General features: G+C 42.3%; 17 protein-coding genes. 1 reads left to right on the top strand and 16 read right to left on the bottom strand.

What is annotated here, in order from left to right; genetic code table 11:
- Positions 1-8 precede the first annotated feature (8 nt).
- The 15 genes from D1151_RS14440 to D1151_RS14370 all read right to left on the bottom strand — a co-directional run bounded on the left by D1151_RS14440 (position 9) and on the right by D1151_RS14370 (position 11,781).
- The gene (locus tag D1151_RS14440) at positions 9-1,199 is read right to left on the bottom strand and encodes an ATP-binding protein (protein WP_161909361.1); all 1,191 of its coding nucleotides are present in this window, start codon (positions 1,197-1,199) and stop codon (positions 9-11) included.
- A gap of 89 nt (positions 1,200-1,288) precedes the next feature.
- Positions 1,289-1,840 carry a thiamine phosphate synthase gene (locus D1151_RS14435; RefSeq protein ID WP_160200929.1) on the bottom strand — a complete coding sequence of 184 codons (552 nt, stop codon included), beginning with the start codon at positions 1,838-1,840 and terminating at the stop codon, positions 1,289-1,291.
- On the bottom strand, positions 1,833-3,086 hold the full coding sequence (gene thiH / locus D1151_RS14430; protein WP_161909360.1) for a 2-iminoacetate synthase ThiH: 1,254 nt from the start codon (positions 3,084-3,086) through the stop codon (positions 1,833-1,835). Before thiH ends, D1151_RS14435 begins: the two co-directional genes overlap by 8 nt.
- A gap of 12 nt (positions 3,087-3,098) precedes the next feature.
- Entirely contained in the window at positions 3,099-3,872 is a 774-nt protein-coding gene (locus D1151_RS14425; RefSeq protein ID WP_161909359.1) for a thiazole synthase, read from the bottom strand.
- A gap of 15 nt (positions 3,873-3,887) precedes the next feature.
- On the bottom strand, positions 3,888-4,538 hold the full coding sequence (gene thiF, locus D1151_RS14420; protein ID WP_161909358.1) for a thiamine biosynthesis protein ThiF: 651 nt from the start codon (positions 4,536-4,538) through the stop codon (positions 3,888-3,890).
- Positions 4,538-4,732, bottom strand: coding sequence for a sulfur carrier protein ThiS (gene thiS, locus D1151_RS14415; protein ID WP_160200933.1), 195 nt, complete (start codon positions 4,730-4,732; stop codon positions 4,538-4,540). Before thiS ends, thiF begins: the two co-directional genes overlap by 1 nt.
- A 641-nt stretch (positions 4,733-5,373) precedes the next feature.
- Entirely contained in the window at positions 5,374-5,754 is a 381-nt protein-coding gene (locus D1151_RS14410; protein ID WP_161909357.1) for a hypothetical protein, read from the bottom strand.
- A 69-nt stretch (positions 5,755-5,823) separates the two neighbouring features.
- The gene (locus tag D1151_RS14405) at positions 5,824-6,441 is read right to left on the bottom strand and encodes a hypothetical protein (RefSeq protein ID WP_160200935.1); all 618 of its coding nucleotides are present in this window, start codon (positions 6,439-6,441) and stop codon (positions 5,824-5,826) included.
- Positions 6,442-6,527: 86 nt separating this feature from the next.
- Positions 6,528-6,872, bottom strand: coding sequence for a hypothetical protein (locus tag D1151_RS14400; RefSeq protein ID WP_160200936.1), 345 nt, complete (start codon positions 6,870-6,872; stop codon positions 6,528-6,530).
- A 194-nt stretch (positions 6,873-7,066) separates the two neighbouring features.
- A complete protein-coding gene (locus D1151_RS14395; protein ID WP_160200937.1) occupies positions 7,067-7,261 on the bottom strand; it encodes a hypothetical protein in 195 nt (64 codons plus the stop codon).
- Positions 7,254-7,583, bottom strand: coding sequence for a hypothetical protein (locus D1151_RS14390; protein WP_160200938.1), 330 nt, complete (start codon positions 7,581-7,583; stop codon positions 7,254-7,256). The genes D1151_RS14395 and D1151_RS14390 overlap by 8 nt, the downstream gene beginning before the upstream one ends.
- A 131-nt stretch (positions 7,584-7,714) precedes the next feature.
- Complete coding sequence (locus D1151_RS14385; protein WP_161909356.1) at positions 7,715-8,596, bottom strand: hypothetical protein; 882 nt, start codon at positions 8,594-8,596, stop codon at positions 7,715-7,717.
- Positions 8,597-8,841: 245 nt separating this feature from the next.
- Positions 8,842-9,531 carry a hypothetical protein gene (locus tag D1151_RS14380; protein ID WP_160200940.1) on the bottom strand — a complete coding sequence of 230 codons (690 nt, stop codon included), beginning with the start codon at positions 9,529-9,531 and terminating at the stop codon, positions 8,842-8,844.
- A 234-nt stretch (positions 9,532-9,765) separates the two neighbouring features.
- On the bottom strand, positions 9,766-11,067 hold the full coding sequence (locus D1151_RS14375) for a sensor histidine kinase (protein ID WP_161909355.1): 1,302 nt from the start codon (positions 11,065-11,067) through the stop codon (positions 9,766-9,768).
- 18 nt (positions 11,068-11,085) lie between these two features.
- A complete protein-coding gene (locus D1151_RS14370; protein ID WP_160200942.1) occupies positions 11,086-11,781 on the bottom strand; it encodes a LytTR family DNA-binding domain-containing protein in 696 nt (231 codons plus the stop codon).
- A 261-nt stretch (positions 11,782-12,042) separates the two neighbouring features.
- Here D1151_RS14370 and D1151_RS14365 point away from each other — a divergent pair, with 261 nt between their 5' ends.
- Positions 12,043-12,270: a helix-turn-helix domain-containing protein gene (locus D1151_RS14365; protein WP_161909354.1), complete on the top strand. Its 228-nt coding sequence runs from the start codon at positions 12,043-12,045 to the stop codon at positions 12,268-12,270.
- Between the two features lie 69 nt (positions 12,271-12,339).
- On the opposite strand, the gene D1151_RS14360 is transcribed toward D1151_RS14365, so the two are convergent.
- On the bottom strand, positions 12,340-12,692 hold a 353-nt coding region (locus D1151_RS14360), incomplete at its 5' end, for a DUF4143 domain-containing protein (RefSeq protein ID WP_161909353.1).

The following is a 12,692-nucleotide window of genomic DNA, read 5'->3' as shown; positions in this document are numbered from 1 at the left end:
TTGCGGTGTTACTTTAGAAGCCAATCAAGCACATTGATTTGTTTAATTCCATTATGGGAAGTCAACGGTATAAAGTCCATCGTCAGAAGATACTTCGGGTTGTGATCGCGAATAGATTCCAGCGGAAAAAGCTCTCTTCTCAAAGTTTTCTCCTCCATGACAGTCTGTGATACCTGGTAGTATTCAACCCCCTCGTCATCGACCGCAATAAAATTCACCTCTGCGTCTCCAATCTTTCCAACGTGAACCTCATAACCCCTGCGCAAAAGTTCCAGAAAAACAATATTTTCTAAAATATGCCCCATATCCGTTGGTTTGCTACCCAGAAGATAATAGCGAAGCCCTATATCCGCAACATAGTATTTTGCACCTGTTGCAAGATACTGTTTTCCCTTTAAATCATACCGGCTCGCTTTATAAACAATAAAACTGTCTCGTAACGCCTGCAGATAGCTTTCCACAGTCGGTACACTAATCTTTCTTCCTGCTGAAGTCATAAAGTTAGAAATTTTGGTCGCCGAACATATATTTCCGATATTATCAAAAATAAACTCTATCACACTAATCAGCATGGATGAATCAGCAATTTTCTTTCTGGTTACAATATCCTTGATTAAAATTGTATTAAAAATGCCTTCCAGATAAGTGCGGATATCCTTCTTTCTGGTAAGTTCCAAAGTTCCAGGAAAAGAACTGTTCACTAGGTAATTCATATAAAGCTCCGCAGCGCTGACAATCTGCGGATAAGCAGAAGCATACTCTTTCAGCGATAAAGGTAGCATTTTAATCTCAACATACCTGCCTGACAGCAGTGTCGCAAGTTCTCCCGATAACAGAAACGCATTAGAGCCAGTGATATATAAGTCCACATCTTTCTTCGCATAAAGCCAGTCCACCGCTTTTTGAAAATCAGACGCCTGCTGCACTTCGTCTAAAAAAACATAATTCTTCTGATTCGGCGTCAGCCTATCTGCTACATAAGAATAAAGCTTTTCTGCGTCCTTTATCATACGAAACTCTCCGTCCTCCAGATTGATTCCAATGATCTGCGTATCCTTAACGCCTGATTCTCTTAGATAATCCTGATAAAGTTCAAACATAGTGGACTTTCCGCAGCGTCTGATTCCCGTAATGACCTTAATTATGTGCTTATCTTTAAAACTAATTAAGTCCTGTAAATACTCTTTTCTTTCTATCATCGCGTTCCTCCAGTTTTTGTAAAATTATTTTATCATCATTCGTTATTATTGTCAATTTTATAAAATATATTTTACAAAATTCCGGATAGTTACTCCATCTCCATAAATCCGCTCATCATGCAGACACCCGCCGCACCGGCTTCCACGCACAAAGGGGAATTTTCCCCATTCACGCCGCCAATGGCATAAACAGGAATCGATACGCTGGCGCAGATTTCTTTCAGGGCAGCCAGACCCCGCGGCGGCAGACCCGGCTTACAGTCCGTTTCAAAAATATGACCAAAAATGACAAAGCTTGCGCCCAGTGCTTCTGCAGTCTTTGCTTCCTGCAGACTGTGTACTGACACCCCGAATATGCCGGCAGTGCCCACCTCCTTCTCACAGAATGCAGCAAAAGACAGCTGCTGCCCATCCGGGTGCAGCTTTTCTGCAAGAGCTACTCGATTGTTGAAAAAACACGGTACGCCATGTTCTCTGCAAAGAGGCAGCACCTTCTGCGCCAGCTGCATGTATTCTGCGTCTGGCAGGTCCTTTTCTCTAAGAATCAGCGCCGCAGGCTTTGTTTCAAGTACTTTACTGATTTGGGTCAAAAAATCGCCATGTACCAAATGGCGATTTGTGATTACTATTTTTTTACACATAAATATATTCGTTGACTACCGGCTGCAGACCTTCTTTTTCAATGTCCCGATACATCTGCTCAAAACTTCTCTCATCTGCGATTTCAAACTGTTCGTCGCCGGTGTCACCTGCGTCCTTTCCGTCATATTTGCTCTCATGGTCTCCGATCCCGGTGGAAACGCCAGCGGAGACCTTTGTGGCGGCAATCTTTACAATGCCGTTGCGAAAATGTTCTTCCTCTCTCGTGGACACGGTAATTCCCACATAAGGCAGGAAGATCCGATACGCGCACAGTACCTGACAAAGCTGCCGCTCGCCCACGTCAAGCGGGTTGATTTTGTCGTTGTTTACGATAGGGCGGAGCCGCGGACAGGACAGCGAAAATTCCCCATGGGGATACTTTCTCTGCAAATAGTAAACATGTAGCGCCGATGCCAAAGCGTCTTTTCTGAAGTCAGAAAGTCCGAGAAGTGCTGACATGGCAACGCCTCGCACGCCTCCCATCAGCGCTCGCTCCTGCGCTTCAAAACGGTACGGGAACACCCGCTTATGCCCCATCAAATGCAGTGTTTCGTACTTGTCAGCGTTATAGGTCTCTTGAAAAACCGTCACATAGTCTACACCGCACTCATGAAGATAGCGGTACTCAGCCACATTGACAGGATAAATTTCAATTCCGATATTGCGGAAATATTTTCGGGCAATTTTAACCGCCTCGCCGATGTATTCCACACTGCTGACCTTGCGGCTCTCCCCGGTCAAAATCAGGATTTCCTCCATGCCGGAATCTGCGATTATCCGCATCTCCTTTTCAATCTCTTCCGGAGAAAGTTTTTTCCGCCGAATATCGTTATAACAGTTAAAACCGCAGTAAATACAGTAGTTCTCGCAATAGTTGGCGATATAAATCGGCGTAAAAAAGTACACGGTATTGCCGAAGTGTTTACCGGTTTCAATTTTGGCTTTTTCTGCCATCTGTTCCAGATACGGCTGTGCTGCTGGAGAAAGGAGTGCCTTAAAATCCTCCACCGAGCAGGTATTGGCCGCCAGCGCCCGTTTTACGTCAACCTCTGTGTAGCGTTCGTAGTCGTAGGTGTTCATCTGGCTAAGCACCTTCTCCATCACGTCAGAGTCAATCTGCTCCATGCCTTCCATATATTCCATGTGGTTGGTTCTCGCCGACGGATCTTCCTCAATCTGGTGTTTCCGCGCCAGCGCCTTTGGACTCAACTTCTCCGAGTCCACAAAAAACTGATTTTCCTTCATGGGATTTTCCTCCTAATCTCTCAAAAATCCAGTCAATGGGTCGGATGCACTGGCGCCGCGTTCCAACACTCTGCCAAGACCTGACAAATGTGCGCTTCTTCCCGCTTCGATGGCTTTTCGAAAGGCCGTCGCAATGGCTGGAATATCGCCTGCCGTCGCAATGGCGGTGTTTGCCATCACTGCCGCCGCTCCCATTTCCATCACTTCGCATGCCTGGGAAGGTTTACCGATTCCCGCGTCCACAATAATCGGCAGGTCAATCTCATCAATGAGAATCTGCAGAAACTCTCTAGTTGCTAAGCCCTTGTTGGAACCGATTGGCGCCGCAAGCGGCATCACGGCAGCCGCACCGGCGCTGACTAAATCTCTTGCCGTATAGAGGTCGGGATACATGTACGGCATTACGATAAACCCTTCTTTTGCCAGAATCTCTGTCGCTTTCACCGTCTCCACATTGTCCGGCAGCAGGTATTTGCTGTCCTTCATGATTTCGATTTTTACAAAATCACCGCAGCCCAATTCTCTTCCCATGCGGGCAATTCGCACCGCTTCTTCCGCAGTTCTTGCGCCGCTGGTGTTTGGCAGCAGGGTCACATGTTCCGGAATAAAGTCCAGTATATTTTCGCTCTGCTTTGTGTTAGTTCTGCGCACCGCAAGGGTGATAATTTCAGCACCTGCCTGCTCCACTGCCGCATTAATCAACTCCATAGAGTACTTGCCGGAGCCCAAAATAAATCTGGAAGAAAATTCTCTTCCGCCTAAGCTCCACGTGTCTTTCTTTTCCATATTGTTCCTCCTATTCTATACCTCTTCGTCCAGAATCAATCTGATTATCATATTCGCCTGGTGCGCCGCACAGATCATGACTCGCGGCGCCATCAGTCCCCAGCCTTCGCTGATTTCCGAAATGCCGTCACCGCAAAGAAAGTAGTGCTCTGTGATTTTTCTCGTTCGAATTGTATTACTGTCGCTGTATCCCGCCATGCCAGAGCCGCCTACCAGATATTTCCCCGGTAATTCTGTCAGTACGCAGTTGGTCAGCATAGCTTTTTGTTCCGCGCTGTCAAAGGCTTCGCAGATATATGTATCTTCTGCCAGCAGCTGTGGAATGTTCTCCTCTGTCAGCTTTATAAAATCGGTAATAAACTTTGCATAAGGAGAAAATCTCCTGATTTCCTCTGCCAATGCCTCCGGCTTAGGCTGTCCCAGCTGGCTAATCGCATACTGCTGTCTGTTTAAATTTGACAAATCCACCCTATCAAAATCAATGAGATGAAGCTGCCCGATACCGCTTCGCGCCAGCGCAATGGCAATCGCAGAGCCAAGTCCTCCAAGCCCGCAAACAGCAACCTTTGCAGCCGCCAACTTATCCTGCACAGCCTTCGTATGACGAAGTTCCAGACACTTTCTGATTTCTTCTTCTGCCGGTAAAATTCCGCTCCTTTCTGCCATCAGCCACCTCCTACAAAACTTACAATTTCTATCTTATCGCCATCCGTCAGAATGGTTTCTTCATACCTCGCCTTTGGCACAATTTTTCCGTTGCGCTCCACCGCAATGCGCATGCGGGGATAATCATTTTCATCAATGTACGCCGCCAGACTTTTTCCTGCGGCGTTGACATCAATACCGTTGATTCTTACCATATCGGTCTCCTTTCTGATTTTCTTCACTTTGTACTAAGCCGTCTTAACCTAAATTCCAAAAAATCCTTTTTTATGTATAAAAGAAACGTCAAAACTTAACCAAAATTAATAAAATCGCTAAAAAATGTATAACGCACTCCTGCTTTTCATATGATGAAGCTTAAAAATCCTGCAATTTTCATTGAATTACACCGACTACAGCTTTGGTTTCCCTCTTATAGCGACAATTTTGCTAAAATTTTTATACACTTTTTTCAAAAAAGCGCTTTTTAAGTTAAGTTCGCATCTTGCTTCTAAGATAAGCCCCTCCACCTTTTCCAGACGCAACGCTTCGGGTGGGTGCCCGGGTCCTCTGACAATAAAAAACCGCACGAAAGTTCACACCCGCGGTGGTGTGCCCCTTCGTGCGGCTATAGCCAACACTCTAGTTATATTTTACTGTGATTTTTATAGAAAGTCAAGATAGAGATTTGGTGAGCGATTAAATCATTGCTGCTAAATTCATTTACACATATCACAAAATAATCCGCCATGTTTTTTTGAAATTCAGATATTCTTGCACCCCCTCTTAAAAATCTGTATTTATTTTTCTAAACAATCCCTTTTGCGTCAACTATGGCATTGATTCCATTTTCAATCGCCTACCATAAAAGGAAATGCTGTACTTCGATTACATTAGCCTCGGTAATCCGTTCCTCCGCATAGTCGATCACATCATGCCAAAACGCTTCTTCCTCCGGTGCAAACTTTTCCGTTGGATAATCCTTTATTTGCCATTCAAAAGTCCGGTTTCGATTTTTATTATATCTGATAGAAAGAATAATGCTGTGATCCTCTTCATTTGCTATACCGCCGACCAGCTTCTTGTTCGTCCGCAAACTAAAAACTTCGCCGTTTTCGAGTTTTCCCAGTTCTTTTTCTTTTACCGTTTCTTTCCAGAATATGTCATATGCCGCAAAAGCTGACGCGAACAGGGAAACGATGATTAATACAGCAAACATAGATGTGGTGCTTTTGTTCATAGGATTCGTCCTCCTTTACCGAATCTCCGATCTTTTCATATACTTCCTGTCACATGCCTAAAAAACACACTACGAAGTATGAATTTTGTGGGAAAATTTCACCCGGTTGGGCCACTCTTTCAAATGCTCCGGCATGAATACGATATCGCTGTAGCATGCATCTATCCTATTCATTGCCTCTTTATAATTGCTTACACCGGTGACAATCATGTATCCGGTACGCTCCTCTATCCCATCATAGATACCATATCCATTTTCCACATAATCCGGCACCTCTATGCAGATTTTGCGAAGGAATCGTTTGGACAAAAGCCGTCCCGACTCATATGCGCCTAACTCATTGCAGACTTGTGCGAATTCCCACGGATTTTCCTTTTCGTAAAATCGATAGCTCAGGTCTTCTTCATAATCCGCACCAATTGACAGATTGAAAGCGACCTGCTCGTTCTGTGTCATTTTATCATTGGAAAGGCGAAAATATCCCCAGTATTCATCTTCCTTTAGGAAATTAACGTAGTAGCTTCCGTCAAGTTCAATGGAAACCTCTTCACAAAATTCCGAGTCATCCATTTTTATCATAATACCGGTCAGTTCCTTGTGTACCGGCCATGGAACATTTAAAACCAGTAGGATTACCACAATGACAATCCAGGTTACCAGCGTTCCCCTGTTCGTTTTCTTCTTCATCTCTTTGCTTTCCCTATCACACTTTTACAATTTTCTTAAGGATATCGAAAACTCTTAGCGCCTAGCCCGTTCTTCAAGACAACCGGTCAAGCCTCACTCATTTCGTCAAAAGGCTCACATCTCAGCGCATAAGTAACGTGCTCTTCGTCATACCACAATTCAAACAAATATGTATAACCCGGGCTGATGGAAAAATGCTTTGAATCCTTTGTAATACTTTTTTCCTCCGCATTTTCCGGAAAGTCACCGTTTGAAAACCTTTTTACGATGATTCGCTCAGGCTGCTTCGGATAAATTACATTCAACGCAAGGCCAGTCGTTTCTTCTAAAACTATCGTCACCTTGCGATTGCTCGTATCAACTTCTACCGACTTTTCATACCCGTCGAAATCCCAGTCACAACCGCAAAACCGATTGTCCGGAACGTTCATTTCACCATCTACTGTAGTATATATGTATTCTACAGTAGGCCATTTTTATATTCCGGCTGTCTCGGGCTGATGAAAACGAAAAAGATAAATGTGCAAAAGTAGCAGAGACCCGATACAGCGGCAAAGAAATAGACGTTTTTCTTCTTAATCCAGTTTCTCCTTCTATGATTTTCTTATATAAATCTATTTATCTCTCAGCAAAAAAACTCAAGAATTCGCTCCTGCAAGCGCTCCAAATAGCCTCCCAACATGCTGTCATCATAATTTTTCCCCTGAGCACCGTAGCATTCCCACCATTTCAGCAAATCTTCATAAAAGAGCACTTGCTTGATTAAAATGATTACAAGAACCACAAGAATTATTTTTTTCAATGTGCTTCTTTTAATCATCACTGTCTCCCTCCTCAATTAACTCATTCATAAAATAGTTCAAATTCTCAGCCTGTACCATCGCTTTTCTCTCAAAGGCATCAATGGCATCTCTTGTTTTTACAATCTGTCCCTCTATCTTTCCCTGCATTACAAAAATTGCCACAATTGTAATTATAATCAGTGCGCTCCAGATATCGAATTCCAATTCTTTTATCCCTTTACGCAAATTTTCCCTAAAGGAATTTTTTCCGTCAGCAATTTTCTTGGCGGCAAATTCGTCTTTAATACGCTCCCCCTCAACATGGAAAAATTTTTTGTTTTCTGAGTGTTCCAATTTCATGACCGCATCTCCTTGATTTTCGTTTTAAGCAATTCTTTTTAAATATATAGGGGGTTTCATTAAAACCCCCCTGTATGTTTTATTATATGTTATTTAACATCAATCTTTGCTTTTCTTATTTTTGCAATGCTCTAAGAAATAACTTTTGGTGTACTATTTCCTTTTTTAGGACTCAACTTTTCAACTCCCGAGCTGAATTCAATTCCGACATTTATACCTGAACCAGATAATGCAAACGATGGAGATACTGATAGTACCGTATGCCCATAAGCTGCATAATAATAGAAAACTTTCCTTGAAAATACATCTGAAATCAAATTAAGAGAAACTTTTCCATTTTTAGCAAATAAATTTTCTTTCGAAATTCTTAACGGAAATGTATACCCTGCACCTGCTATCCCTCCTGAAGAGGTTGGATCTTTTCTTGTACCAGTAGTGGATTTTTCATAACTACCAGTCGTCATATCATAGTACTTAATTGTACTACTACGGGAAACGATTTCCCAGTCATTCCAACTTGCTGCAACTATATCCGTTGAGGTCGACATCGGAATCCCACTCCATGTCCATTCGTATGAAAAAGTCCCTCTTGAACGTTCTGTTTCCTTGTATCGAAAGTCAGTCTTTACGACATTTAAAGACAGTGTTGCTGAGAGTCCATACAATTCCGCTTCACTTCCTTTAAATGTTCTAATCATTTTTATTTGTTCTTCATCATACCCGAGATTAGTTAGCCCTTGATCCTCCAGTTTATCCAACTTTTCAAGATGCTTGGTATAATTTTCTTTGTAATCCTTGATTTCTACAATCTCAGATTTTGTGTAGCCTTGTTTAACAAGACTAAATTCACTTTCTTTAGCCAGCTCTTTCAGCATTGCATATTCATTACACGTAGATGTTTCCACTGTATCACCTAATTTGCCCGTTGTGTCATTCGATGTCTCCGCAAACGCTGCCGTTCCCATTCCCAAAACCAAAGACAATACTAATATCATGCATAAAAACTTTCTCATGTCGTTCTCCTTTCGACCTTCAGCCAAAATGCCCCCTACATCTTGATTTTTCTCTAAAGTTGTTGTATGATTTGTTCATAGAGTTTTCCTAAATAACTTAAATTGGGCTCCTAATCCAACTTGCTATTTTAGAAAACTCTTTTTCTTTGCAGGTTTTCATCTGCCTATCCGCTTCCCTGAAGATTTCTCAATTTTCCCGCCTACTTTCGCTAGATTTCTCTATTTCCCAATACCCTCATTCTTCCTTATGATGTCTTTGTCAAATTCCAGGAATGCCCCACTTTAACCTGTTTATCGGTCTTGTTCTGCGCCAGGTATTTAACACTGGTATTCATCTTGTATTTGGCGGTTGTCATACCTGCTTTGCAAGTGAAATTGCAGTACATGCTGACTGAGGAACCTACGCTTCTCGCTGTGCTGGTGGTGACAACCGGCGTTCCTGCATTAACAATATAACCCACAGGTGCATCTTTCACATCCTTGCCAAAGTTCTCATCAATCCCATTTGCAGACAATATATAATGATTTTCTAATCCCAAAGTAACACTAGCTCCTCCAACTGTCACCGTCGCCTTTCCTGTAAAGTAGCGATTTCCATAGTCTTTCCACATCTCATTGCTGCCTGATGTCGCAAGAGGCATGACAGACGGGATTCCCACTGCGAGTTCACTTTGGTCTCTCAATTCTACAGTCAACGTGCAGTCATCGCCCATATCATACGCTTTCACCGCATATAAACTTCCATCGCTCATCGGGCACATCGCCATGTCCAGGTTTTCATCACCAAGCACATTCGCTGCTTCATCCAGCTTTTCAGACAAAAGTTCCTCCGCTTCCTGCTTTGAAATGGAAACACTTCCTGCAGCGTCCTGTTCTCCACTCGTATTACCTACGGGGACGGATACTGCAAATGCCGGCATAATTGCTATTGTCATAATTAATGATAATCCTAATATTGCGCATAATAATTTCTTTTTCATCTTTTGCCTTTCTTTCAATTTTGTTTTTTATTCTGTGTTTCTTTATGTCTCAAGTATAAAATCATGTCAACAAAATTGCAAGAACTTTCGGATAACTGGTCATTTTTTCGGTCAACTGGTCAAATTTTCCAGATTATGTCAAAATTTTAAGGCAATCAGGTGGTTTTCCCAATTGCCTTTCGTCCTTTTCTATTCTTTCTTTTTTCCTCGAATCAGAATATTTGCCGTAACATATCCCTCTTCCTCTAAATTCCATTCAACCATTCCACCACTTTTCCGCGCGGCGTCTGCCATATTTCTGGTTCCAATCCCATGATTCCTTTTATCGTCCTTAGTCGTTGCAAGTCCGTCTCCCTGCCGCTGCGGTTTCTGCAGCGTGCTGTTGCGAATGGAAATCGTAACAAAGTTTTCTCTATTCTCAACCTTTACAGAGATTTCTCCCTCCTTGCAAAAGCTTGCCGCTTCAAAAGCATTCTGCAGCCCATTGGTAAGAATGACACACAAATCCACCTCAGGGATATGCAGATGCTCCGGGAACTTTCCTTCCACGCTGATTTTCATCTTCTGTTTCCTGCAGGCATCCCCATATCTGTTCAGAATCGCATCACAGACCAAATGATTGGTTAAAAAGAAAGATTCACTCTTTATCTTTTCTCCGGCAATCTGCTCCAGATAAACCCGAACTCTGTCCATATCCGTTCCCTCAGCAATTTGCTGCAGCGTTGTAATCTGTTTGATGTAATCATGCCTGAACTTACGCAGCTCCTCATCCATCAGGCTCTGCCTGCTATACTGCTCCGTCTGCTCGGCGAGGCATTTCTGATTCAGTAAAAGCAGACGCTTCATCTCTCTCCGCTGAGACTGCATGCAGCAGGTGAGAATAAAAATAAAAAGGACTAAGACTCCTAAAAATCCGTCTCTAATTAAATTTTTTCCTTGAACAATTTCAGCAATATTTCCGGTAGTACTTGTGCTAAAAGACCAGCCAGTATTATTTATTCCCCAAATACAAACAAAAAAAGGAACAAACATCCACACATTCAAAAGCTCCATATGCGTGAAAATTCCTTCCTTCTTTCTCCTTAATATCAAGCTCAGCACACAGAGAGCCACCAGACACTCTGCAAGACCCAGATAATAACAAAGAGGTAGCTCAACTTTAATGACATCACCTCCGACTGCTACAATCCAGATTCCCATATTCAGCCTATACATGACCCAAACCATCTGCATCATACAGATTCCCGCTGCCAGATTGATTTTCCACTTGCCATGAAAGAAAAACGGCATCGCCGCTGCCGGAAACAGTATACTGCGCCAGATTAAATAAGTATAATCTTCCGGCAAGATAAACAGCATAGCACAGCGAACAAACAGAATCACCAAACCTACACAAAGAAACCGATTCTCTTCTCTAAACTCATAGCCAAGAACGCCTTTAAACAAAAGTAGTAAAACTAATACTTCCAGTAGCTGTGCAAGTGGTGTCATACCGTTTCCTCCTATTCTTTATGCAAATTTAGAAAACCGCAAGTTATACTGCCGCAATTTCTCAAAGCAGTCCTTTTTTCGCCTTCTGCTGACTTTCAGCTTTTGCCCGTCACGCAGTACAAAGATATCGTCATATGCATCCACAATATGCTTGCAGTTTACCAGATGAGATGTATCCACTCGAACAAAATACAAATCTTCCAGTTCTTTTTCCCATGCAGAAAGACTTTTTGCAGATAAAGGCGTTTTTTCGCCGTCCGCCAGAAGCGCTTTCGTATATCTCTGCTCCGTATAAAACATAATAATCTTCTCGCTATGCTCATACAGCACAGGAGAAAGTTCCAGCATCCTGCCAGCTAAAAGCAGCCGTACAGCCAAATCCATCTTTAGCTCAAAACTTTCCCATACCAAAGGCTTTGCTAAAAATCCAATCACATTAGTTCCAAAAGCATCCACGATGTTTTCCTGATAGCTGGTTGCAAAAATAATCAACGGCCGCTCCCTTCCCATCAGCTGATCCTTTACAGCAGTACCTTTCTTCTTTGGCATTTCCACATCTAAAATCAAAAGATCATATTCATGCTTGATGGGGTGTTCCGGATCCTGCGTACATACAATCTCCGCCTGTACATTTCTCTCTGCAAAAAATGTCTGGCAAGCTGCTTTCAGCAGCTCAAGTTCTTCTGCTAAATCATCACAAATACATACTTTCATTGTAATTCCCCTTAATCATAATGATTCTTAATGAAATTATACCATAAAAATATGTATATGAATATGTTAATTCACCCTAATTCTAGCATAACGTCAAGCGCCTTACAAACATTTTCGGATAACTGGTCGTTTTTTCGGATAACTGGTCAAAAATGGGATATTATTCCAGCCTCCTGCGTCTTTTCCAAAAATAGGTCAAATTGACCTATTTTTTGTATGGTAATTTGTCATAATATTTCTTAGAAAGGAGGTTAACTTGCAATGAGTCGACTTAAACAGTTAAGAAAAAACAAAGATTTGACACAGCTCCAAGTGCAACTCAAGACCGGTATCGATCAGTCCAATTATTCTAAGATGGAATCAGGTAAACGCAAGCCAACTTCCGACCAGGCAGAGCTCTTATCCCATCTTTTTGAGACCAGTGTCGACTATATTTACGGATTCACCGATGACCCGACCCCATATCCGAAACCAAAGAAAAAGGACTAATGGTTGCGTTGTCACAATCAGAATTAAAAAGTTTAGGCGGTCATATATGACCGCCTCTGTTTTTTGCCCTTATATTAATCCCGCCATATAAATCGGAAGATATGTGATTCCATCCTCATACAGCAAATCCTTTGTGTACAGGATATATTTATCCTGCACTTTTAAGTCATACTTTTTCAGCAAATAATCAAAAGATTTATGTTGCTTATATCCTGATGATTTTACTTCTATGGGAACAATTTTTCTCTTTCTCACTGTCAGGAAATCAATCTCATACTTACTTTCCTTTGCTGCATCTGCCCCTTGATACTTAAACTCATGAAAATACAGCGCATTGCCGCTTGTACGCAGCATCTGCGCTGCCATGTTTTCCATAATCATGCCCTGGTTGATTCCCAGTTTATCGAATATCAGCGATTTAT

This window comes from Emergencia sp. 1XD21-10, from assembly GCF_009936045.1.
In the GTDB taxonomy this organism is placed as follows: Bacteria; Bacillota; Clostridia; order Peptostreptococcales; family Anaerovoracaceae; genus Senimuribacter; species Senimuribacter intestinalis.
Note: the sequence above shows the minus strand (reverse complement) of the source record. Positions and strands in the feature narration are given on the sequence as shown.

What these genes read in the sequence shown, in the direction of transcription:
- D1151_RS14440 (WP_161909361.1), bottom strand. Translation starts at nt 1,199, where the DNA reads ATGATAGAAAGAAAAGAGTATTTACAGGACTTAATTAGTTTTAAAGAT.
- D1151_RS14435 (WP_160200929.1), bottom strand. Translation starts at nt 1,840, where the DNA reads ATGTGTAAAAAAATAGTAATCACAAATCGCCATTTGGTACATGGCGAT.
- thiH (WP_161909360.1), bottom strand. Translation starts at nt 3,086, where the DNA reads ATGAAGGAAAATCAGTTTTTTGTGGACTCGGAGAAGTTGAGTCCAAAG.
- D1151_RS14425 (WP_161909359.1), bottom strand. Translation starts at nt 3,872, where the DNA reads ATGGAAAAGAAAGACACGTGGAGCTTAGGCGGAAGAGAATTTTCTTCC.
- thiF (WP_161909358.1), bottom strand. Translation starts at nt 4,538, where the DNA reads ATGGCAGAAAGGAGCGGAATTTTACCGGCAGAAGAAGAAATCAGAAAG.
- thiS (WP_160200933.1), bottom strand. Translation starts at nt 4,732, where the DNA reads ATGGTAAGAATCAACGGTATTGATGTCAACGCCGCAGGAAAAAGTCTG.
- D1151_RS14410 (WP_161909357.1), bottom strand. Translation starts at nt 5,754, where the DNA reads ATGAACAAAAGCACCACATCTATGTTTGCTGTATTAATCATCGTTTCC.
- D1151_RS14405 (WP_160200935.1), bottom strand. Translation starts at nt 6,441, where the DNA reads ATGAAGAAGAAAACGAACAGGGGAACGCTGGTAACCTGGATTGTCATT.
- D1151_RS14400 (WP_160200936.1), bottom strand. Translation starts at nt 6,872, where the DNA reads ATGAACGTTCCGGACAATCGGTTTTGCGGTTGTGACTGGGATTTCGAC.
- D1151_RS14395 (WP_160200937.1), bottom strand. Translation starts at nt 7,261, where the DNA reads ATGATTAAAAGAAGCACATTGAAAAAAATAATTCTTGTGGTTCTTGTA.
- D1151_RS14390 (WP_160200938.1), bottom strand. Translation starts at nt 7,583, where the DNA reads ATGAAATTGGAACACTCAGAAAACAAAAAATTTTTCCATGTTGAGGGG.
- D1151_RS14385 (WP_161909356.1), bottom strand. Translation starts at nt 8,596, where the DNA reads ATGAGAAAGTTTTTATGCATGATATTAGTATTGTCTTTGGTTTTGGGA.
- D1151_RS14380 (WP_160200940.1), bottom strand. Translation starts at nt 9,531, where the DNA reads ATGACAATAGCAATTATGCCGGCATTTGCAGTATCCGTCCCCGTAGGT.
- D1151_RS14375 (WP_161909355.1), bottom strand. Translation starts at nt 11,067, where the DNA reads ATGACACCACTTGCACAGCTACTGGAAGTATTAGTTTTACTACTTTTG.
- D1151_RS14370 (WP_160200942.1), bottom strand. Translation starts at nt 11,781, where the DNA reads ATGAAAGTATGTATTTGTGATGATTTAGCAGAAGAACTTGAGCTGCTG.
- D1151_RS14365 (WP_161909354.1), top strand. Translation starts at nt 12,043, where the DNA reads ATGAGTCGACTTAAACAGTTAAGAAAAAACAAAGATTTGACACAGCTC.